The 20,741-nt window shown below is 40.7% G+C and carries 26 protein-coding genes and 2 riboswitches; of the genes, 18 read left to right on the top strand and 8 right to left on the bottom strand.

Annotated elements, in window-relative coordinates:
• The first annotated feature begins 194 nt into the window (after positions 1 to 194).
• The 9 genes from OK414_RS18730 (at position 195) to OK414_RS18690 (ending at position 11,730) form a co-directional block, all read left to right on the top strand.
• Positions 195 to 1,826, top strand: a complete 1,632-nt coding sequence (locus OK414_RS18730) for a xylulokinase (protein ID WP_263045342.1) — start codon at positions 195 to 197, stop codon at positions 1,824 to 1,826.
• Complete coding sequence (locus OK414_RS18725) at positions 1,820 to 2,518, top strand: L-ribulose-5-phosphate 4-epimerase (protein WP_263045341.1); 699 nt, start codon at positions 1,820 to 1,822, stop codon at positions 2,516 to 2,518. Before OK414_RS18730 ends, OK414_RS18725 begins: the two co-directional genes overlap by 7 nt.
• Before the next feature lie 29 nt (positions 2,519 to 2,547).
• Positions 2,548 to 3,972, top strand: coding sequence for an L-arabinose isomerase (gene araA / locus OK414_RS18720; RefSeq protein ID WP_034650118.1), 1,425 nt, complete (start codon positions 2,548 to 2,550; stop codon positions 3,970 to 3,972).
• Between the two features lie 151 nt (positions 3,973 to 4,123).
• On the top strand, positions 4,124 to 5,503 hold the full coding sequence (locus OK414_RS18715; RefSeq protein ID WP_263045340.1) for a sugar porter family MFS transporter: 1,380 nt from the start codon (positions 4,124 to 4,126) through the stop codon (positions 5,501 to 5,503).
• Between the two features lie 259 nt (positions 5,504 to 5,762).
• On the top strand, positions 5,763 to 6,638 hold the full coding sequence (locus OK414_RS18710; RefSeq protein WP_230586603.1) for a metallophosphoesterase family protein: 876 nt from the start codon (positions 5,763 to 5,765) through the stop codon (positions 6,636 to 6,638).
• Between the two features lie 532 nt (positions 6,639 to 7,170).
• On the top strand, positions 7,171 to 7,422 hold the full coding sequence (locus OK414_RS18705) for a hypothetical protein (RefSeq protein WP_034650120.1): 252 nt from the start codon (positions 7,171 to 7,173) through the stop codon (positions 7,420 to 7,422).
• An 80-nt stretch (positions 7,423 to 7,502) separates the two neighbouring features.
• Positions 7,503 to 7,613, top strand: a riboswitch (SAM riboswitch).
• Positions 7,614 to 7,692: 79 nt separating this feature from the next.
• A riboswitch (cobalamin riboswitch) is annotated at positions 7,693 to 7,882 on the top strand.
• 149 nt (positions 7,883 to 8,031) lie between these two features.
• Positions 8,032 to 10,326 carry a 5-methyltetrahydropteroyltriglutamate--homocysteine S-methyltransferase gene (metE, locus tag OK414_RS18700; protein WP_263045339.1) on the top strand — a complete coding sequence of 765 codons (2,295 nt, stop codon included), beginning with the start codon at positions 8,032 to 8,034 and terminating at the stop codon, positions 10,324 to 10,326.
• Positions 10,327 to 10,467: 141 nt separating this feature from the next.
• Entirely contained in the window at positions 10,468 to 11,085 is a 618-nt protein-coding gene (locus OK414_RS18695; RefSeq protein ID WP_263045338.1) for an acetate uptake transporter, read from the top strand.
• Between the two features lie 144 nt (positions 11,086 to 11,229).
• On the top strand, positions 11,230 to 11,730 hold the full coding sequence (locus tag OK414_RS18690) for a GNAT family N-acetyltransferase (protein ID WP_016765020.1): 501 nt from the start codon (positions 11,230 to 11,232) through the stop codon (positions 11,728 to 11,730).
• Here the strand turns inward: OK414_RS18690 and OK414_RS18685 are convergent.
• Positions 11,708 to 11,887 (bottom strand): hypothetical protein, encoded by a 180-nt coding sequence (locus tag OK414_RS18685; RefSeq protein ID WP_263045337.1) that lies wholly within the window; start codon positions 11,885 to 11,887, stop codon positions 11,708 to 11,710. The two genes, OK414_RS18690 and OK414_RS18685, sit on opposite strands and share 23 nt — an antisense overlap.
• Positions 11,888 to 12,125: 238 nt before the next feature.
• Between OK414_RS18685 and OK414_RS18680 the strand changes: the two genes are divergently transcribed.
• The 3 genes from OK414_RS18680 to OK414_RS18670 all read left to right on the top strand — a co-directional run bounded on the left by OK414_RS18680 (position 12,126) and on the right by OK414_RS18670 (position 13,097).
• A complete protein-coding gene (locus OK414_RS18680; protein ID WP_013084227.1) occupies positions 12,126 to 12,326 on the top strand; it encodes a helix-turn-helix transcriptional regulator in 201 nt (66 codons plus the stop codon).
• Between the two features lie 161 nt (positions 12,327 to 12,487).
• The gene (locus OK414_RS18675) at positions 12,488 to 12,652 is read left to right on the top strand and encodes a hypothetical protein (RefSeq protein WP_013084226.1); all 165 of its coding nucleotides are present in this window, start codon (positions 12,488 to 12,490) and stop codon (positions 12,650 to 12,652) included.
• Between the two features lie 31 nt (positions 12,653 to 12,683).
• Positions 12,684 to 13,097, top strand: a complete 414-nt coding sequence (locus tag OK414_RS18670; protein WP_034650125.1) for a DUF5301 domain-containing protein — start codon at positions 12,684 to 12,686, stop codon at positions 13,095 to 13,097.
• 85 nt (positions 13,098 to 13,182) lie between these two features.
• Here OK414_RS18670 and OK414_RS18665 read toward each other — a convergent pair whose 3' ends face one another.
• Positions 13,183 to 13,323, bottom strand: coding sequence for a hypothetical protein (locus tag OK414_RS18665; RefSeq protein ID WP_013058226.1), 141 nt, complete (start codon positions 13,321 to 13,323; stop codon positions 13,183 to 13,185).
• Between the two features lie 151 nt (positions 13,324 to 13,474).
• A complete protein-coding gene (locus OK414_RS18660; RefSeq protein ID WP_026106652.1) occupies positions 13,475 to 14,107 on the bottom strand; it encodes a LysE family translocator in 633 nt (210 codons plus the stop codon).
• 138 nt (positions 14,108 to 14,245) lie between these two features.
• On the opposite strand from OK414_RS18660, the gene OK414_RS18655 reads away from it, so the two are divergent.
• Positions 14,246 to 14,857, top strand: coding sequence for a transglutaminase-like domain-containing protein (locus OK414_RS18655; RefSeq protein WP_263045336.1), 612 nt, complete (start codon positions 14,246 to 14,248; stop codon positions 14,855 to 14,857).
• 128 nt (positions 14,858 to 14,985) lie between these two features.
• Positions 14,986 to 15,120, top strand: coding sequence for a hypothetical protein (locus tag OK414_RS18650; RefSeq protein WP_256656509.1), 135 nt, complete (start codon positions 14,986 to 14,988; stop codon positions 15,118 to 15,120).
• A 79-nt stretch (positions 15,121 to 15,199) separates the two neighbouring features.
• Here the strand turns inward: OK414_RS18650 and OK414_RS18645 are convergent, their stop codons facing one another.
• The 3 genes from OK414_RS18645 to OK414_RS18635 form a co-directional block, all read right to left on the bottom strand.
• The gene (locus OK414_RS18645) at positions 15,200 to 15,640 is read right to left on the bottom strand and encodes a DUF5391 family protein (RefSeq protein ID WP_034650129.1); all 441 of its coding nucleotides are present in this window, start codon (positions 15,638 to 15,640) and stop codon (positions 15,200 to 15,202) included.
• A 76-nt stretch (positions 15,641 to 15,716) separates the two neighbouring features.
• Positions 15,717 to 15,914, bottom strand: coding sequence for a hypothetical protein (locus tag OK414_RS18640; protein ID WP_043981104.1), 198 nt, complete (start codon positions 15,912 to 15,914; stop codon positions 15,717 to 15,719).
• Between the two features lie 153 nt (positions 15,915 to 16,067).
• Positions 16,068 to 16,556 (bottom strand): DUF2500 domain-containing protein, encoded by a 489-nt coding sequence (locus tag OK414_RS18635; RefSeq protein ID WP_263045335.1) that lies wholly within the window; start codon positions 16,554 to 16,556, stop codon positions 16,068 to 16,070.
• Positions 16,557 to 16,682: 126 nt separating this feature from the next.
• Here OK414_RS18635 and OK414_RS18630 point away from each other — a divergent pair, with 126 nt between their 5' ends.
• Both OK414_RS18630 and OK414_RS18625 read left to right on the top strand, forming a co-directional pair.
• Positions 16,683 to 17,648: a 2-hydroxyacid dehydrogenase gene (locus OK414_RS18630; protein WP_034650132.1), complete on the top strand. Its 966-nt coding sequence runs from the start codon at positions 16,683 to 16,685 to the stop codon at positions 17,646 to 17,648.
• An 11-nt stretch (positions 17,649 to 17,659) separates the two neighbouring features.
• Positions 17,660 to 17,890 (top strand): YczI family protein, encoded by a 231-nt coding sequence (locus tag OK414_RS18625; RefSeq protein ID WP_034650134.1) that lies wholly within the window; start codon positions 17,660 to 17,662, stop codon positions 17,888 to 17,890.
• 28 nt (positions 17,891 to 17,918) lie between these two features.
• On the opposite strand, the gene OK414_RS18620 is transcribed toward OK414_RS18625, so the two are convergent.
• Positions 17,919 to 18,794, bottom strand: a complete 876-nt coding sequence (locus OK414_RS18620) for a Cof-type HAD-IIB family hydrolase (RefSeq protein WP_016765012.1) — start codon at positions 18,792 to 18,794, stop codon at positions 17,919 to 17,921.
• 164 nt (positions 18,795 to 18,958) lie between these two features.
• On the opposite strand from OK414_RS18620, the gene OK414_RS18615 reads away from it, so the two are divergent.
• Both OK414_RS18615 and OK414_RS18610 read left to right on the top strand, forming a co-directional pair.
• Positions 18,959 to 19,717, top strand: coding sequence for a DeoR/GlpR family DNA-binding transcription regulator (locus OK414_RS18615; protein ID WP_013084219.1), 759 nt, complete (start codon positions 18,959 to 18,961; stop codon positions 19,715 to 19,717).
• Between the two features lie 52 nt (positions 19,718 to 19,769).
• Positions 19,770 to 19,979, top strand: a complete 210-nt coding sequence (locus tag OK414_RS18610; protein WP_205661706.1) for a hypothetical protein — start codon at positions 19,770 to 19,772, stop codon at positions 19,977 to 19,979.
• A gap of 13 nt (positions 19,980 to 19,992) precedes the next feature.
• Here the strand turns inward: OK414_RS18610 and OK414_RS18605 are convergent, their stop codons facing one another.
• On the bottom strand, positions 19,993 to 20,706 hold the full coding sequence (locus tag OK414_RS18605; protein WP_034650137.1) for a YoaK family protein: 714 nt from the start codon (positions 20,704 to 20,706) through the stop codon (positions 19,993 to 19,995).
• Positions 20,707 to 20,741: the final 35 nt, after the last annotated feature.

Below are 20,741 nucleotides of genomic sequence, written 5' to 3'. Positions count from 1 at the left end.
ATTTTTTAAAAGTTTAAGAAAGGAATAGTAGGGTGTTTTAAGTATTTGTGTGCATATATAATTTTTATATTGACAAATGTACGTACAAATAAATATACTTAAGTTGTTAACGAATTCAAACAGTGTTACATAAAACGGAAAGCGCTTCCTTACTGCTATAGGTATTGTTATAGCTATCAGAAAGGAGATTAAACGTGAAAACAACTCAAGAAAGCACAAAACAAGCAATTGCTAAAGGGAAAACGTCCCTTGGAATTGAACTTGGATCTACTCGTATTAAAGCGGTGCTGATCGATGAAAACTTTGAAACGATCGCATCAGGCAGTTATGAATGGAAAAATCTCTTAGAAGACGGTTTTTGGACGTACAACTTACTCGATATTATTACAGGTCTGCAAAGTGCTTACCGTGAAATGAAGCAAGAAGTGGAACGAAGCTACGGGATCACCATTCGAACAGTTGGCTCCATCGGCGTTTCAGCTATGATGCACGGATATATGGCGTTTGATAAAACGGGTGAGCTGCTAGTTCCGTTTCGAACGTGGCGTAATGCAACAACAAGCGCAGCAGCAAAAGAATTAACTGAACATTTCCAATTTAATATTCCTGAACGATGGAGCATTGCGCATCTGTATCAGGCAATCATCAATCAAGAAAAACATCTGCCGCGCATTGATTACATGACAACGCTAGCCGGCTATATTCACTGGCTGCTGACAGGCAGTAAGGCGCTTGGCATTGGAGACGCTTCAGGGATGTTCCCAATTGATGAACGTACGCAAAATTACAGTGAAGGTATGATGAAGCAGTTTAATGAGCTTATTTCTGACAAAGGATATCCATGGCAACTATCAGATATTCTGCCTGCAGTTCATACTTCAGGCGAGCAAGCAGGTACATTAACAGCGATAGGAGCCAGCATTTTAGATCAATCAAAAAATTTGCAGCCGGGCATTCCGTTTTGTCCTCCAGAAGGAGATGCGGGAACGGGAATGGTGGCGACAAACAGCGTAAGAAAACGCACGGGAAATGTTTCAGTAGGAACGTCCGTTTTTGCGATGATTGTACTAGATAAAAAGCTTTTAAACGTTTATCCGGAAATTGATTTGGTTACCACGCCAAACGGCAGTCCAGTTGCCATGGTTCATGCGAATAACTGCTCAAGCGACTTAAACGCCTGGCTCGGATTGTTTCGCGAATTTTCGGAGGCGATGGGGCAAAAAGTAGAGTCGGATAAATTATTTCAAGTGATGTTAAATAAAGCGTTAGAAGCTGATCCTGATGGAGGGGGCTTGCTTAGCTACGGCTATTTCTCAGGTGAAAATATTACCGGAGTAGAAAGTGGACGTCCGCTATTTGTCCGTTCAGCAAAAAGCAATTTTAATCTAGCAAACTTTATGCGTACACATCTTTTTACAGCTTTTGGCGCTTTAAAAATAGGGATGGATCTTTTAGTCAAAGAAGAAAACGTAAAGATTCACAGCATTTTAGCGCACGGAGGATTATTTAAAACGCCGGTAGTTGGTCAAAAAATGATGGCAGCGGCAATCAACACGCCTGTTTCCGTTATGGACACAGCAGGAGAAGGAGGCGCGTGGGGAATGGCTATTCTTTCTTCTTATATGCTCAATAAAAGTGAGAATGAAAGTTTAGAAGATTTCTTGGATGATAAAGTCTTTAAAGAAGTGACCGCACAAGAAATTTATCCTGACGAACTCGATGTAAAAGGATTTGAAGCATTTATTAAAAGATATAAAAAAGGGCTAGTGATTGAAAAAGCAGCTGCAGAGCACCACAGCGAAGAACGGGAGGAGTTATTGTGCTAGATCAATTAAAAGAAGAAGTATTTCAAGCAAACGTCGATTTGCCAAAACACGGACTGGTCAAGTACACGTGGGGAAATGTAAGTGCCATTGATCGAGACAGCGGTTTGTTTGTGATTAAACCAAGCGGTGTGACGTACGAGAAAATGACGGCCAAAGACATGGTAGTCGTAGACCTAGAGGGGCGCGTGGTAGAAGGTGAGCTTAACCCGTCATCTGATACGCTGACGCATGCCGTACTCTATAAACATTACCCGCAAATTGGCGGTATTGCCCATACGCATTCAACGTGGGCGACGATTTGGGCTCAAGCAGGGCTTGATGTGCAGCCAATGGGAACGACGCATGCCGATACCTTTTATGGTTCCGTACCGTGCGCGCGCTTTTTGACCGAAAAAGAAGTGAATGACGGATATGAAGTGGAAACGGGCAAGGTGATCATTGAAACATTTGAAGAGCGCGACTTAGATGTGTTAGCGGTTCCTGGTATTTTACTTCAAGGGCACGGGCCGTTTACGTGGGGAAAAGATGCCAAATCAGCGGTGATGAACAGCGTCGTATTAGACGAAGTATCCAAAATGAACTTCTTTACACAAAAATTAAACGGGCTGGCTGAAGAGCTGCCGCAGCGCATATTAGACAAACATTATTTACGAAAACACGGAAAAAACGCGTATTACGGGCAAGGACAGTAAAAGACTTACATACAGAAAAGGGGATTATCATGTTAAAAACAGCTCAAAAAGAATTTTGGTTTATTGTTGGTTCACAGCATCTTTACGGAAAAGAAGCATTAGCAGAAGTAAAAGCACACGCGCAAACAATGACTGATGCTTTAAATGAAAGCGGTGTCTTGCCTTATCCGATTGTGCTGCAAGATTTAGCTGTGAGTGCTGATACGATTACAAACATGATGAAAGAAGTGAATTACCGAGATGAAGTTGCCGGTGTGATCACGTGGATGCATACGTTCTCGCCTGCAAAAATGTGGATTCGCGGCACCAAACTACTGCAAAAACCGCTGCTTCATTTGGCGACACAATTTAACGAAAGCATTCCTTGGGAAACGATTGATATGGATTTTATGAACTTGAATCAGTCCGCTCACGGTGATCGTGAATATGGCTTTATCAACGCGCGTTTGAACAAGCAAAATAAAATCGTAGTAGGCTACTGGGAGCGCCCCGAAGTACAGCAGCAAATTGCACAGTGGATGGACGTAGCCGCTGCTTATAACGAAAGCTTCAACATTAAAGTTGCGCGTTTCGGTGACAATATGCGCAACGTCGGCGTAACGGAAGGAGACAAAATTGAAGCACAAATTCAATTTGGCTGGACGGTTGACTACTTCGGAATCGGTGACCTTGTTCAATATGTCAATGCCGTTACGGAAGAAGAAATCAATGATTTATTTGCTGAATATGCCGACGCGTACGAATTTGTTTACGGCGGTTATTCTGCAGAAGACTGGGAGTCTAGCGTAAAAGTACAGGCAAGCTATGAAATTGCGATTAAACGTTTTCTAGATGAAGGCGGCTACAGCGCCTTTACCACTAACTTTGAAGATCTATACGGTATGAAACAGCTCCCTGGTCTAGCCGTACAGCGCTTGATGGCACAGGGCTACGGCTTTGCCGGTGAAGGAGACTGGAAAACAGCGGCGCTTGACCGCCTGCTTAAAGTAATGAGCCATAATCAGTCAACGGGCTTTATGGAAGACTATACGTATGAATTGGCTCCCGGACGTGAGTCTGTGCTTCAATCACACATGCTTGAAGTAGACCCGACGCTAGCGGTAAACAAACCAAAACTAATCGTTTCTCCGCTAGGTATCGGTAACCGCGAAGATCCGGCCCGCTTAGTGTTTGACGGTAAACAAGGAGAAGGTGTAGTGGTTTCCATGGCTGACTTCGGTACGCATTACAAGCTGTTAATTAACGAAGTATCGGCATTTGAGCCGGAAGTTCCTGCTCCAAATCTTCCGGTAGCGCGCGTGCTTTGGAACATTAAGCCGAACTTCCAAGACGGCGTTAAAGCGTGGATTGAAAACGGAGGAGGCCATCATACGGTTCTTTCATTAAATTTAACGACGGATCAAATCGTGAGCTATGCAAAGCTTGTTGATCTAGAGTACGTCATTATTAAGTAAGCATCACTACTTTCGAGGGAGCGCTGCTTCCTTGAAAGTGAAAATATAGCGCAACTTAGTAAAAGAACGCCGTTTTTAGAAATAAATGAAAGCGTTTTAAATTTGTGTGATAGGAAGCAAAACTAAGACAATACAAAGGGGATCTATAATCATGAGTAAAGTATCAAGTAAGTTTATCTTCTTCTTCGGCTCATTTGCCGGTATTTTATTCGGTTATGATATTGGGATTATTGCTGGTGCAGAAGGTCATATCCGTGAAGCGTTTCATTTAAGTCCGCTCTGGCTGGGAATTGTGGTTTCGTCGCTAATGGGAGGAGCAATTATCGGTTCCATTTTAAGCGGATTATTAGGCGATAAGTTTGGACGAAGAAAGTTAATTTTAATTTCGTCGATCATCTTTCTTTTAGGCTCCATCGGTTCAGCGGTTGCACCAGAGGAAATTACGTTAACGATTGCGCGCGTCTTTTTAGGTACAGCAGTAGGAACGGCTTCTTCGTTAGTTCCTGCCTATATGTCAGAAATCGCACCTGCTAATATTCGCGGGAAGCTTTCAGGTTTAAATCAGCTAATGATTGTAATTGGATTATTATTAAGCTATATTGTAGCCTTTATTTTTGAGCCGGTTCCAAACAGCTGGCGATTAATGCTTGGCAGCGCCGGTATTTTTGCAATTGTATTATGCATCGGTATGATCAAGCTTCCAGAGTCGCCTCGCTACTTAATTAAAAATGGAATGCCAGATAAAGCGCGTGAAGTGCTGCGCACGCTTCGCCGGTCAACAGCTGAAGTGGAAGCTGAAGTGTCTGAAATTGAAAGCGTAGCTGTTCATGAACAATCAGGCATTAAGCAGCTGTTTCATAAAAAGTTTCGTTTAGCTTTAATTATCGGTGTCGGAATGGCAACTTTTCAACAGATTCAAGGCTCAAACTCAATTGTTTATTATGCAACAAGCATTGCTCGTCAAGTTGGTTTAGCCCCGCAGGTAGCTGCTGGCTTTACGGTTATTGTTGGGGTGATTTTTGTGGTGACAACACTTATCTTCCTGCAGTTTGTTGATAAATTCAACCGCCGTACCATTCTTACGATTGGCGGTGCGGGAATGGCTCTTTCATTTTTCACACCGGCTATTCTAGGAGCATTAGGCGTTAATGAAGTCGTCGTGAACTGGGTTACGTTAATTGCTCTTTGCTGCTTTATCCTTTGCTATGCGTTTTCTTGGGCGCCGCTTACGTGGATCATTGTAGGAGAAATTTTCCCGCTTTCTGTACGCGGAATCGGTGCTGGGATTTCATCTGCTTTTAACTGGACAGGATCGCTGGCAGTAGGGCTTGTGTTCCCAATTTTAGCTGATCAGTTTAGTTTGGGCGTTATCTTTTCAACGTTCGGAATCATTTGCATTCTCGGTTTATTCTTCATACGTTTTGTAGTTGTTGAAACAAAAGGACGTAGCCTAGAGCAAATTGAAACGGACATGGCAGCTCGGTCTGCAAGGAAGTCTTTAAGTCCAGTTGAACATAATAAGTACGTTTGATTATGGTGAACGCTCTAATTGTAAGAACCCTTTGCTATCTCAACAAGGGGTTCTTTTTTTAGATTAGTAGGATTCTAGCTTTTATGTTGTCCTATCAGTGCTTAACAAAATGAAAGGAGAGATAGGCTATGGAAACTAATTTAAATGTGCGTTCTGCTTACAAGAAGGTAGTGACCATCATCAACAAATTCTCATATAAATAAGTAAGCTTGTTTACTTTTAACTAAATTTATTTATTAATAGGGGGATTAACTAGTTGATGAATTTGACGCTTCATGAACGTTCTGAAAAGATATTAAAGCAAAGAATTAAACAATTAAATCCGAGAGATCCATTTAACTTTGTTTTTATGGGAGACAGCAGAGGTGACGGACCAAACGATAATTGTTTCACGATGAGCGGTGAATTTGAGCTTGTATTAAAAAAGGCGGTGGAATTGAACCCGCTGTTTATTATTCATGGGGGAGACACCGTCTATACAGGGAAAAAAGAGTATTTGGAGCACTTTGTTAAGGTTGTTGAAAAAATCGCACCAAACATTCCTATGTTTGTATGCGTAGGGAATCATGATGAACTGTACCTTGATGAAAGCAATCTCGAAAACTTCAGAGCCACTATCGGAAAAGTACACTGGGTTATCGATATTCCTGTCTTCAACTTCCGGTGCATCGCACTAAATAATGTCATCAGTCCCAAGAATAAAATATATGGATTTACAGATAGAGAGCTGAATTATTTAGAGCAGCAGCTAGAGGATGCTCCTCGTAATACCGTTGTAGCCATGCATGCGCAGCCAAATATTGGCCGGTGGTCAAATCTTGAAGGGTTTCCTGTAACGACTCCTCAAAGTCAAGAATTTTTTGATTTAATTCAAGAACACCGCGTAAAAAAAGTGTTAGTCAGCCACGTGCATGCGTATGACGAGCAGTTTATTAGAAAAAACAGAAACGGGTCGTTTACGCTTGGAAGAGGCACTGATTTTGTATTGTCAGGAGGCGCCGGTGCTCCCCTTGATTTTGAGCCGCCTTTAATTTTAAATAATTATAATTTTACAGAGTTTTTTGTAAGCAGGTACGACATTTTAGGTCCTCTTCTTTGGAAGGATTTTGGACGACCTCGAAGAAATTGTTTGTAAAAACAAGAAAGTAGAAAGCTAGGTTCAAAAAAAGAGGCTGGGACAAAAGGGTTTTAGACGAAATGAAAAACGAACCATTGATCAAGATGTTTGATTAGTGGTTCGTTTTTTTTGTTAGGGTAAACGTAGGTTTCATGTGTATAGATCTTTCTAGCAGGTGATTGGAGGACAAGACGAAGACTCCTGCGGGAAGCGAAGTCTTGTACGGAAATCAACTGCGGTGTCACAAGCGATTCAGCTCATGTATCCCATTTGCCTTTAGATTGAATTCATTTCGTTATGTCTCAACCTCTTTTGGGAAAATGTGCATAACTCTTAACGAAACCTTGTAGCAGAAGGTTCAGTCAAACGTTATAATAGATAATGAATGATGATATATTCTCTATATTTGTCATATATTTGTATTACATATGTAATTAAAGAAAAACATTCACTTGATATACTGTTTAATGACTTAACTTTATCTTAAAATTCACAGTGAACTGCCTGTTTATAGAGGCTTAGAATATACACAGCAAATGGAGGAGCAATCATGGCAAACGAAAAGATGCAAGAAGGACTTAATCGTTTTATCAAGGAAGATTTAAATGACCTTTTAGGTAGACTGTTCCCCTTAATGGACCGGGAGTGTGCCGAAGAAAAAAGAAAGCTTATTGAAACAGCAGTAGAGTACATTTATTCGTCAGGATATCACCAAGGAGCAAAAGACTTGATCGAAACACATCGAAAAGACGATTACAAATTGTTAAGACAAAAATTAGCGTCAGCACCTCCTGAAAACTAATTTTTTTGCAATTTCTTTTGACAGCATAAATCTAAGGTGTTAAGATGGCTCTACATTCAAAATATTATAAACAATTAAAACTCTTATTGAGAGAGGCGGAGGGACTGGCCCTGTGAAGCCCGGCAACCATTTAACATTCTTGTTAAAAAGGTGCTACATCCTGCAAAGCGTACAGCTTTGAAAAATAAGAGAGGATTTCATAGATACTATGCCTCTCTATTCATGATAGAGAGGCTTTTTATTTTATGTGAAGGTGTTTTGAATGAACAATTTTATAAAAATGCATCAGGTGCTGTGTAACGAATGTACGCAGCTTAAAAGGGAAGATCGGTGAAAAGCCGGCGCGGTCCCGCCACTGTAATGGGGAGCAACTTATTAACCACTGTTTCATGTTGAAATGGGAAGGGATAAGAAGCGATGAACCTAAGTCAGGAGACCTGCCTGTTGTATGCACTTAAGCTCTACGGGATATAGAGAGGAGTGAGGAATACGTGTTGAGAAAAACAGACTATCTCAACTTTAGTTAAGTATGCGTATCATCTCTCTTTTCATTTCGAAAAGAGAGATTTTTTAGTTTATCGATAAAAAAATATACAGGGAGTGGAAAAAATGAGCAGTGTAAAAAGTTCAAATGTAGGTTATCCAAGAATTGGTGAAAAACGAGAATGGAAAAAAGCGCTTGAGCAGTTTTGGGCAGGAAAACTAGAGAAAGATATCTTTCTACAGGAAATTGAAGCTCTTCGTCTTGGGCATCTAAAAAAACAGCGTGACGCAGGAATTGAACTGATTCCAGTCGGCGATTTTAGCTTATACGATCACGTGTTAGATACAGCCGCTATGTTTGGTTTGGTGCCAAAGCGCTTTGAATATGACGGAGGACCGGTATCGCTTGAAACGTATTTTGACATCGCGCGAGGAACAAAAGGTGCGGTAGCTTCTACGATGACAAAATGGTTTAACACAAATTATCACTACATCGTACCCGAGCTTGAGGAATGTACGCCGGCACTTGTAGAAAATCGACCGCTTCAATTTTACAAAGAAGCAAAAGAAAAGCTGAATATCAAAGGTAAACCCGTTATTTTAGGTCCAGTAACATTTGTGAAGCTGTCAAAAGGATATAAAGAAAGTGAGTTTGAAAAAGTAGTTGAACAATTTGTTCCGCTTTATGCAACTATTTTAGCGGAGCTGCAGGCAGAAGGCGTCGAGTGGGTGCAGATAGATGAGCCGGTTTTAGCTACAACGCTATCAAAAGAAGAAATCGCGCTGTACAGAGAAGTCTATCAAACTTTGAAGGAAGCGGCACCGAATGTAAAAGTCATTTTGCAAACGTATTTTGACAGCGTTAATCACTATAAAGAAGTAGTTGCTCTTCCTGTTCATGGTATTGGCTTAGATTTTGTACATGACCGAGGCGAAAATCTCACGGCGCTTAATAAATATGGTTTTCCAACTGATAAAGTGCTGGCAGCAGGAGTGATTGACGGACGAAACATTTGGCGTGAAAATTTGGATGAACAACTTTTAACGCTTAGTGAAATTGAAGAAGCCGTATCAAAAGACCGTTTGATTCTGCAGCCTTCATCAAGTCTATTACATGTTCCTGTCACGGTAAAAAATGAAGAGACGATTGATCCAGTATTGAAAAATGCGCTCTCTTTTGCAGATGAAAAGCTGAAGGAAATCACGCTGTTAACGAAAGCGGTACAGCAAGGAAAAGAAGCAATAGAAAAAGAAATAAGTGTAAGCAAACAAGCGATTCAAGCATTAAATGGATCATCTTTTCGAAATCATCAAGACGTGCAAAAAGAGCTGAAGCAGCTGCACAGTTATAAAGCAGAGCGCCAAGCGCCGTTTGACGTACGTCAACGCGTTCAGCAAGAAGCGTTTCAGCTGCCGCTTCTTCCAACGACAACGATTGGAAGCTTTCCGCAAACAAAAGAAGTGCGAAAAGAGCGTCTAAAATGGCGTAAAGGAGAACTAACAGACGAAGCATATGAAGCGTACATTAACGAGGAAATCAAAAAATGGATTGAAATTCAAGAAAATATCGGCTTAGATGTACTTGTGCACGGAGAGTTTGAGCGTACGGACATGGTTGAGTACTTCGGTGAAAAATTAGGAGGCTTTCAGTTTACGAAGTTTGGCTGGGTGCAATCTTACGGTTCTCGCTGCGTGAAACCGCCGCTTATTTACGGAGATGTCTCGTACGAACAGGCGATGACAATAAAAGAAACGATCTACGCACAGTCTCTAACAAATAAGCCGGTTAAAGGAATGCTGACGGGTCCGATTACAATTTTAAACTGGTCGTTTGTGCGTGATGATATCCCGCGCTACGACGTGGCAAATCAAATTGCGCTTGCTCTTAGAAAAGAAGTGGAAGCACTTGAAAGTCAGGGCATCTCGATGATTCAAGTAGATGAACCCGCGCTGCGTGAAGGACTGCCGTTAAAACGAGAAAACTGGGAAAATTATTTAAACGCCGCGGTGTACGCATTTAAGCTAGCCACGGTATCCGTGCAAAATCAGACGCAAATTCACACGCATATGTGCTATTCAGAATTCGAAGAGATTATTGATGCGATCAAAGCGCTTGATGCCGACGTCATTTCCATTGAAACGTCCAAAAGCCACGGTGAATTAATTTATGCGTTTGAAGAACATACGTACAATCAAGGAATTGGACTTGGCGTATATGATATCCACAGTCCGCGCGTACCGAAGCTTGAAGAGCTGACACGAAATATCGAGCGCGCTTTGAAGGTGCTTGACCCTGCACTGTTTTGGATTAATCCGGACTGCGGCCTTAAAACAAGAGGAATCAGCGAGACGGTTGAAGCCTTAAAAGTGATGGTTGAGTGTGCAAAACAAACAAGACAAAATTTATTACAAAACGTTTAATAACAAGAAAGTAAAGATCAAGTAGTGTAAACGCTACACTGCTTGGTCTTATGGGTTTTTAAAGGCCAAAAATATCCATTGACACTTCCCGTAGATTTTTGTATCTTTTTAAAGGTGTTTTTAAAATCAGGGAGGTACAACATGAGTAACAACAGCACGCAGCACGTTAAAATTGTAACAGCAGATCCATCAGCGCTAGGCCTATTCGGACTTGCCATGGTGACACTTGTTGCATCGTTTCAAAAGCTTGGGGTAACCGATGGTGTTTCATTGGTATTGCCATGGGCAATTTTTTTAGGCGGGATAGGGCAGCTAATCGCGTCTATGCAAGATTTCAAACATAATAATACCTTCGGCGCAACGGCTTTTGGTGCCTTCGGAGTATTTTGGCTAGGTGTAGCTATGACATGGCTTATTCAGCTTGGAGCATTTGGGGAAGCGCTCGCAAAAGAAGCGGATCCGAAGCAGCTAGCATTTGCTTTTGTCGGCTACTTGATTTTCAGCGTTTTTATGACAGTTGGAGCAATGGGCACTCATAAAGTATTATTTATTATTTTTGTGTTAATTGATTTCTTATTCATTGGATTATCGCTAAGTACATTCGGTGTGGCATATGAGTACACGCACTTACTAGCAGCAGTGTCAGAGCTATTGATTGCTCTGTTTTCATTCTATGGATCTGCAGCGGCTGTATTAAATACTCACTACGGTCGAGTTGTGCTTCCGGTGGGCAAGCCGTTTGGTGCATTTATCAAATAATCAAGACGTTAATTAAAAAGCGAAGTAGGATTGAATTCTGTATGCTGCAGAGGTCAATCCTTTTTTGTTTGGGCATTTTTATATATAGTAGAAAGAGATAGTTATATGTAATAGAAGCTTTTAGAGAAAAAAGAGAAATACATAATGAAAGGAAACGTTCCAATGATTATAAGACAAGTGGATAAAAAAGATTTAAACCAATTAATTACGTTAGAAAACAAAGGCTTTACACCCGAAGAAGCTGCCTCAAAAGATGCATTTATCACGCGGATTAACACCATTCCTGATACGTTTATCATCGCCCAAGAAAATGAAGAAATAATCGGATATGTGAACGGTCCCGTCATTTCAGCACCGTTTATTACGGATGATTTGTTTGAAAAAACGATTTCGAACCCTGAGACAGGCGGTTATCAAAGTATTTTAGGTATCGTTGTAAATCCAAAGCATCATCACAAAGGAATTGCCAGTATGCTGCTAAGGGAGTTTGAAAAACAAGCGCAGAACAAACAGCGCTTAACGGTTACGTTAACATGTAAAGAAGAATTGATTCCTTTTTACGAAAAGAACGGATATGTGAATCAAGGAGTTGCGGAGTCTCAGCATGCAGGCGTCAAGTGGTTTAATATGAGTAAGAAGCTTTAATGTTACTACTATGAATTGCTTCTTGCACCGCTAATGATTTCCGTGCAAGGCTTCGCTTTCCGCGGGCGGCCGCTGAGCCTCCTCGTCGCTTGCGCTCCTGTGGGGTCTTACCTGTTACGCTTTCCCCGCAGGAGTCTTCGCTTTGCCCTCCAATCATCAGCTAGAAGCACCTGCATACACGAAACCTATGTTCACCATACCTATAAAAAAATTAGTACGAGGTGAATTCTTAATCAAACTCGTTCGCATTGTCCTTCAACTAACCTATTTTTGTTCCAACCTCTATTTCAGTTATGTAAAAGACTCTATTTTGTCAAACATATTTGACAGTAACAAAGGAAATAATATAAGATATGGATGTAAAAAGTTTTTTACATTTTAGAGATGAGTGATGAATGGTGGAAAATCGAATTAAAGAACTGCGTAAAAGCAAAAAGATGTCTCAAGACGAACTGGCAAAAGTATGCGGCGTATCGAGACAAACGATTAATGCAATTGAAAACAATAAGTATGATCCAAGCTTAACGCTAGCTTTTCAGCTGGCTGAGGAGTTGGGAGCAACAGTAGATGAGCTGTTTTTATTTCATAAATCATGATGAGTTAGTTAAAAAGAGAAGGTAATGTGAAGTAGTGATCTTACTAGTAGAAGTTTTGACATTTCTGTACTATAAGCTAAAAGCACATAAGTAAATAGTAGATCAATATTATTTCTATCACTTTATAAAAAGAGATTTACAGAGCAACGGTGGTGAAAGGAATGAAAAATCGAGCTGCCGGAGTAGCTCTTACAAGTACGGGCATGTTACTGTTGATGGTAACGTTAGTACTTCCTGTTCCGGGATTAACGTATAGTTTACTTGTAGGAAGCAGCATTCTACTAAAGGGCTGCGGAACAGGAGGAATAAAAAGGTGTATCACGTGAATGCAGCGTGATGTAGAAAAGGAGGTTCCTTTTGAAAAAAAGAACGATTATTATAGCTGCACTTTTATTTATCGTCGTATTTTATTTTACATATACCGGGAAAGCCCATCAGTTAAAAGACGTCATAAAAGTAGATGAAGCAAACGTTACGCGTATTGAAATAGATACAGACGAAGGAAAGCGTGTAGTAGACGATAAAAAGAATATAAAAGAGATCGTACACTCTTTGTCACAGGTAGAAGTAAAAAAAAGCAAGGAGCTCGACCAAAAGTTTGACCAGGCTTACTGGATAAAAATCGTCGAAAATGGAAAAGACGCGTACGGCTTAACGATTTACGATAATGACTACATAAAAGCGTTTAGCTTTGAAGATAAAAAACAGGCGACATATACGATTGTTAAAGATCAAAAAATGGATGTTAAAAAGCTGTTTTCAACTAAATAAACGTGTAAACCTACTAAAAAAGACAGCCTGCGCTGTCTTTTTTTATAAAATAATAGATTGAAAATTTAGATTATTTTAAGCGGGATTAATCCTTGCCTATATAATTAATAAATGATTGAATTAGGTCAATATCAGGGTTAACTAATAGTGCTGGAAGAAGGCCAAATGTTAATAATACAAGGACGTTTGATCCAATAAAGATGCGAAGTGCTTTTTTGATTTTCATGATATTTCCTCCCTTTTTTATATTTTCGTATAAAAAGAGAAAAAAATCAATAGAAATGTGACGAAATTGTGAACTTTTTGTCTGATAGTCCCTGATAGATGATAAAAATTCCCTCTCTATACTAGATAAAGAGGGGATATAGCACGTCATATTAAAAATACATGCGCAGATTCCCAATAAACCGGTAGAGGAAATAGCATGAAAAACCGATTAAGATACATCCTGCCGCAACAGAAACCCATTTAATATAAAGCTGATTCAGCACTTTTCTAGTTCCGGAGACAATCGTCATTAAGCCTAGGTCATGAATTAAAATCCCTGTTAATATTCCGGCAGCAATCAGCAAGAAATGAAAAGAATGAGAGGATTGAAGCGAATTGGTCAGCACCGTTCCAAACACGCTGAGCCAAAAAATGAGATTGCTAGGAGAAATCGCAACAAAGATCCCGTTCACATAAGAAGAGGCAAATGACTTTTTTATGTGCTCTCCAGGAGCCGTTATATCATGGTCGGCATGTTTAATGCTGTCATAGCCAATATAAAGTAAAAAAAGCGCTCCTATAAGCCACATGATAAGCTGTATAAAAGGAGCCGATAAAAAAGAAGCCAGTCCAGAGTAAAGAAGTACAATTAGTAATAAATCAACCGTCATGCCCCCGAGTCCGACAACCCAACCGTGAAGAAACCCGTTTTTTAAACCTTGCTTTGTCATTTCAATCGTCACCGTGCCAACGGGGAGGGCAATCGAAAGACCGAGCAGCACATTTGTTAAAAATAACGTCACCAAAAACAAAACCTCTTTCAATCTCGTATCTACTATCGTTTTCCGTTTAAGTGGTCTTTCATTATATAAAAATATGTAATAAAATTCACTGTTATGTATAAAAAAACATATGATGAATATAAGAGGAGGAAAAAGTAAATGAAATTAATTTGTGAATCGTTGGAAAAAGAAGACTACACGCAAGAACTTCCAGAAGTGAACTTTACACATCCTTTGATTCAACAAAAGGTGCGTGAACTCAAAAGCGGCTTACCTCATTCTTCCCTAGCGTACATAAAAAAAGCATATGAGTTTGTGAGAGATGAAGTATCTCATTCCTGGGATATTCAAAGCAAAATCATCACGAAAACCGCTTCAGAGGCTTTAAAAGAAAAGGAAGGAATTTGTTACAGCAAGTGTAATCTATTAGCTGCTTTGCTGCGTGCAGAAGGGATTCCTGCAGGCTTTTGTTATCAAAGGCTGATACTTGGAGATACAATAGACACAGGCTACTGTATTCATGCTTTAAATGCAATTTACATTAAAAGTGAAGATAGATGGATTCGATTGGATGCGAGAGGAAATAAAGAAGGAGTGCAGGCCGACTTTTCGCTAAAAAAAGAAAAACTGGCTTTTCCAGCGAATTCTATACGGGGTGAAATTGACTATCCAGTTATTTATACAAAACCTCATAAAAAAACAATGGACGTGTTGTCGCAGTACGAAGACTGCTTAGATATGTATTTGCACTACTTGCCTACCGAGCTATAAAAAGAGGTTGCGACAAAAGTATGTTAGTTGAAACAAGATTAGAACGATGAATTGAGATTCTTGGTGGAGAATCCAACTCGTTGGAATTTTTTATTGAAAGGTTTCATGTATATGGCTGCTTCTAGCTGATGATTGGAGGGCAAGACGAAGACTCCTGCCGGGAAAACGGAACAGGTGAGACCCCGCAGGAGCGGAAACTACGAGGAGGCTCACCGGCCGCCCGCGGAAAGCGAAGTCTTGCACGGAAATCAACAGCGGTGTAACAAGCAGTTCAGCTCATCTCTCCAATTTGTTCGTCTTTAAATGGAATGGACTTAGCTATGTCTCGCCCTGTTTACCATTTTAAACGCTTTCCTGTACGGTAGCTGACGGTCTTTTAAACGCAGCAACAAACCACACAATATTCGTGATCAGTAAGCCCAAACAAGAAATCATTACACCTATGATGGAAGCTGAGTTTCCTGAGAAGTCTTCTAATCCGAATAAAAACAGAGCCGGCATCAGTAATAGAGTACTAGCAGCGATTAAAAGGCCAATGCTGCAAAAAGCGGCCATGACAAATTTTAAGAAATGCATTCCCAACATATAAAAAGCTAAAGGCAATAGGTATAAAAATAGAACCATGCCAAGAGATAACCACATCCCAACTGAACCGAACGTGTTAACGTTGGGGCCAGAATCTGCTAAAGAAGAAAGCGAAGCAAGAACTATGATAGAGCAGAAAAATAGGGCGGAAAGCAAAGTGGTGATCGCCACACTATTTTTTGCTGTAGAATTGCGCACTGTTTTTAACCTCCTTTCCAAATAAAAAGTATATGGATTAATTTTATAATACAAAAGTTTGGAAATAACCAGTTTTTTACAAAAACCTTTGATAGGTTGGATAATAATGAAGAGAAGCCGGGTTAAGATAATACACGTGTACATATTTTTTGTGTGGACCTGGATAGTGGGTTTCATGCCAGTATTGTGCCAGTATTGTTTGAATAGGGTGCGAATGAGGGGCCTCGCCGTAATGTCCGTAGTAGAGACCGCTGCCTGAATAAGGAGAATACATAAAATCACCTGCCTGTTTAAATGAATGTGTTACACGGTATGTTTTTGTATTGAATAACGTTCTTGTAGAATGTAAAAAGGGCACAAATAGGTCGTTTGCTGTATAAATGCCTCATTCCAGTAAAAAAGACCTCTAAAAGCAAGAGGTCATAAGCTAAGCATCTGTATGTTCTTCACTTGGATGTCTTTGAAAATCCAAAAAACGAGTTCCTTGAAACGTCAGCATTCCTTCGTCGCCTTCTGCTAGCATGCCGTATTCGCGTCCTGAAACAGTAAATTCAGAGCGGTCTGTGCTTTCAAACTGAAAGGTTACGTAGTAAGTTGTAGACGTGTGAGAGTGATGATGTTCGTGAGCATGACCGCCATGGCGGTGGACGTTTGTCCGTTTGCCCGTAATTTTTGCTTTTACGGAGAGACGGGGAGACTGCTCATTTTTACTCCACGTGCTGATTCCTTTAAAAATAGAAAATAGAAAAATACCAATAACAATAACAAAAAATAGCATCACAAACGCAGGCATTCCGTTAAATAACGCGTCATCTGGAAAAAAAGCGCCTCCGCTTACGTCATCGGGCACATCACCTTCAAAAACAATGTCATCTCCGGACGGATCATCTTCAAATATCATTTCATCTTCAAACATTCGTATTCCCCCTTACTATAAATACGGTTCCTGAATGGAAAAAGTTTCATCTTTATAGTAGGCTTATGATAGGATAGCTAGTTGCTATTCATACATATGAGTGAACAAGGAAAAGGAGAGATACACATGGGGAAATACAAAGTTGTTATGTCTGGAAAGACGTGGCCAAATGCTTACGAAAAGCTAGCGGAGCACTGCGATATTCAAATGTGGGAAGGAGAAGGAAAGATTCCACAAGAAACGCTGCGCGACTGGCTTCGTGATGCTGACGGCTTTTTTAATATCGGCCACATCACAGTAGATGAAGAGCTGTTAGAAGCAGCACCGAACCTGCGCGTTATTTCTCAATCAGGCGTCGGGTATGACAGTGTAGATGTCGAAGCGTGTACCAAAAAAGGCGTGCCATTTAGTAATACGCCGGGCGTGCTAGTAGAAGCGACGGCTGATTTAACGTTTGGTCTCTTGCTGTCAGCAGCTCGCCGCATTCATGAAGGCTATGAAAAAGTGAAACAAGGAAACTGGGAAACGGTGTTTGGCGTCGATTTATTTGGAAAAACGCTTGGTATTGTTGGAATGGGCGATATCGGAAGCGCCGTTGCCAGACGCGCAAAGGCATCGGGTATGAATATCGTTTACCACAACCGAAGCCGCAAGCATGAAGCCGAAAAAGAGCTTGATGCCGTATATCTTTCGTTTGAAGAACTGCTTCACACAGCTGACTGTATCGTATGCTTAGTACCGCTTTCAGATCAAAGCAAAGGCATGTTTGGAGAAGCGGAATTTAAAGCCATGAAAAACAGCGCGTATTTTGTGAACGCAGCGCGCGGGGGATTAGTGGATACGGAAGCACTGTACGAAGCGCTGAAACATGAAGAAATTGCGTATGCCGCACTGGACGTAACGGATCCAGAGCCGCTTCCGGCAGATCACAAGCTGCTGCAGCTTTCAAATGTGTTAGTAACACCGCATATTGGAAGCGCTACGTACGAAACGCGCAATCGAATGGCAGATCTAGCCGTACAGAACTTGCTTTTAGGTCTTGAGAAAAAGCCTTTAGTGACGTGTGTGAATGAAGAAGTGAATTATAAGTAAGGAAAGATTTTTTGTTAAAAGCATTACAGCTTATTCTTTCAATTATTACTGTTGGACTGGCTCTTTATATCATGCTCACTCACAGCTACCAGTTCCTTTCATTTTTAAATATACTGCTCGGGTTTACCATGCTAGTTTTAGGAGCAATCGAGTGGCAAAAAAGAAAGAAAACCAGCGCATGGCTGCTATTTCTAGTTGCGCTGTTTAGCTGGTTTGTTGGTATTTACCGCATGACCATTTAAAAACGCTTGGCATACGCCAAGCGTTTTTTTAATGTGCTTCTAGCTGCGTTTCTAACACTTTTTCAATAACCGAAGCTACGCCGTTTTCATCGTTCGTTAATGTAACGTCATCTGCTAGTGCTTTAATTTCTGCGTGCGCATTTGCCATAGCGATTCCTTTTCCAGCCGTTTGCAGCATCGATACGTCGTTAAAGCTGTCTCCAATGGCAATGGTATCGTGAAGAGAGCCGCCAAGCTCTTTTATAACGTAGGTTAATGCGTTTCCTTTTGACGCATCTTTGTGTTCGAGTTCAAAGTTATGATCAGCGGAAGAGACAAGCGTCATGTCGTGCTGCTTGCTAAAGTGATCCCAGCCTTTTTTTCGTTTTTCATCATCAAATGAAAAAGCTAATACGTTATAAAGCTCCGCGTTTGTATTTAAAATATCTTCATACGATGCAACAAAGGCAAATCCCGTTTGGCTATACTGCTTAGCGGCAGCGTGATGAAGTCTTTCTTCGTCCACATTTTTATTGGCGCTTTTTACTCTGTCAATTTCAATGGCCAGCAGCTCACGGCCTGAGTTTGGCGTATAAATCGCATGTTCAGCAAACACTTCATAATAAAATTCGTTTGCATCCAGCCACTGAAGCGCTTCTTTTACGTGGTGGGCATCAATTGGAACAGAATGTCTGAGCTGTCCGTTGGGGTCATGAATAGTCGCTCCGTTTGCGGCAATTACCCAAAGGTTGGAAAGCTCAGCTTTTTTTAAAATTTCCTCCACATCGAAATAAGCGCGCCCTGTAGCAACGACGACTTCAACTCCGTGTTTTTGCGCTTTTTTAATTGCTTCTGCATTAATTGTGCTAATTTCACTGCTGCTATTTAAAAGAGTTCCATCTAAGTCTGTAAAAATCATCTTCATAAACTATCTCTCCCTTTGACTATCATTACTTGTTTTTGCGTGTTTTATCTTGTTTATCCTACAATAAACGAAAAAACACTGATAATCAAGCGTTTTTACATTGTTTTTACAAAAGAAACAAGTATAATAAAGTAAAAAGCAGAAAGAAAACAGGTGAACAAGCAATGTTAAAACAAGAAAGACGCAAACAAATTATGAATTTGCTTGAAAAAGAAGGCCGAATTGTGGCTACAACGCTTAGTCAAACGCTGAATGTTTCAGAAGATACAATCCGCAGAGATCTGCGGGAAATGGACGCGCTTGGTCTGCTGCAGCGCGTCCACGGAGGAGCACTGCCTCGTTCCACGTCTGCGGTTGATTACAAAGAGCGAAAACGTGAATTGATGGATGTTAAGCATTCACTTGCCGTTGCGGCGCTTCCGTTAATTAAAGACGGGCAGGTGCTCTTGATGGACGGAAGTACAACAAATATTCAGCTCGTCAAAGCTTTTCCAAAGAATTTGAAGGTTACCGTCATTACAAACAGTCCGTTAATTACCGTTGCACTAGCGGAACATGACTTTGTAGAAGTTGTTTCTCTTGGAGGAACGTTTCGAAAAGAATCGATGGTCACGGTAGGACAAAGCGTGGTTGATACGTTAAAACAAATTCGAGCGGATCTTTGTTTTTTAGGCGTATACGCAATCGATCCTAAAATCGGTATGAGCATTCCTTTGCTTGAAGAAATGCACATTAAAAGTCAAATGATTAAAAGTGCGAGTGAAGTAGCGGCTATTGTAACAGCTAAAAAACTCAATACGTCTTCAACGTACACGTTCAGTTCAGCAAACTCATTAGATTGGCTCATTACAGAAGAACATGTGAACGAAACCGTGTTAAATGCTTACCGCGAAATCGGCATTGAAGTAATCACAAATAAATAGTAGTTTTAGTAAGGAAGTATATGGTAATGTAGAGTAAAAAGGAGCTTGAGCGATGAGCGAACAAATAGATGTTACGCAGGAATTAGCGAAGCTTCAGCAAAGAGTCGAACACCTAGAGGAAAGAGTGGAAAAAGCAGAGTCTAAGCAAGGTCCTTTGCGGTCATTATGGGAAGCCATACAATCGATTTTAATTGGACTATTGATTGTAGGGCCTGCAGCAGCAATCATTTTTGGCGTTTTAGCGGCACTGTCAGGAAAATAAAAGACCCGTTTCTTTATCGAAACGGGTCTTTATCATTATTATTTTTTTCTGAATCAGAACGAAACTTCGTGCTGACAAAAATGATAATGGCTAACAAAATCACAATTGGCAGCCAAATAATTTCAAATTTATAAGCTGGCTCTGCAAGTGCGGCGATAGCAGCGCCAAAGCAGTAAAGCACAAGAGACAGCGCGCGAAGAATGGCATCGGTGTTAAACGTTTTGCGGTAGCGAGAACTGCGAAAACGTGCCGTTACGTCTTCAAAAAAGTTAGCAAGCGTGCCTGTCAATACAGTTGTGGAAATGCCGGCTACGCCAAGTTTTCGAGCCGCCGTTGTTTGAAGACCCATCGCTGAGCTTAATAAGAAAATAAATAAGTAAGTTAAGTGTAAAGAAGGAGAAAACGAAGATAAAAGTGCAAAAACAAGTAAAATTAATCCTTCTATTCCAAGCGCGATCGTTACGGCTTTAGGCCAAAACGTTTTTTCTTTGTTTCCAACTAAAATTGCAGCTCCTACAACTCCTATAATGAAGCCTCCTAAAGCTGTCAGAGAGTGAAAAACAGTTGTTTCAAGCGAGTTTCCGATTGCTAATCCAAGCAGCACGATGTTTCCGGTCATGTTTGCAGTAAAGATATGGCCAAGGCTTAAGTAGCCAATCACATCGACGATACCCGCTGTGACACAAAGAACCAGCAGAATAATGTTTCGATAAGTAGAATTCGTCACGGTAAGTCATCCTTTCTTTTTATACCAACTAAACA

This window comes from Priestia sp. JV24 (assembly GCF_025910025.1).
Lineage (GTDB): Bacteria > Bacillota > Bacilli > Bacillales > Bacillaceae_H > Priestia > Priestia megaterium.
This window is presented reverse-complemented; position numbering and strand designations above follow the sequence as displayed.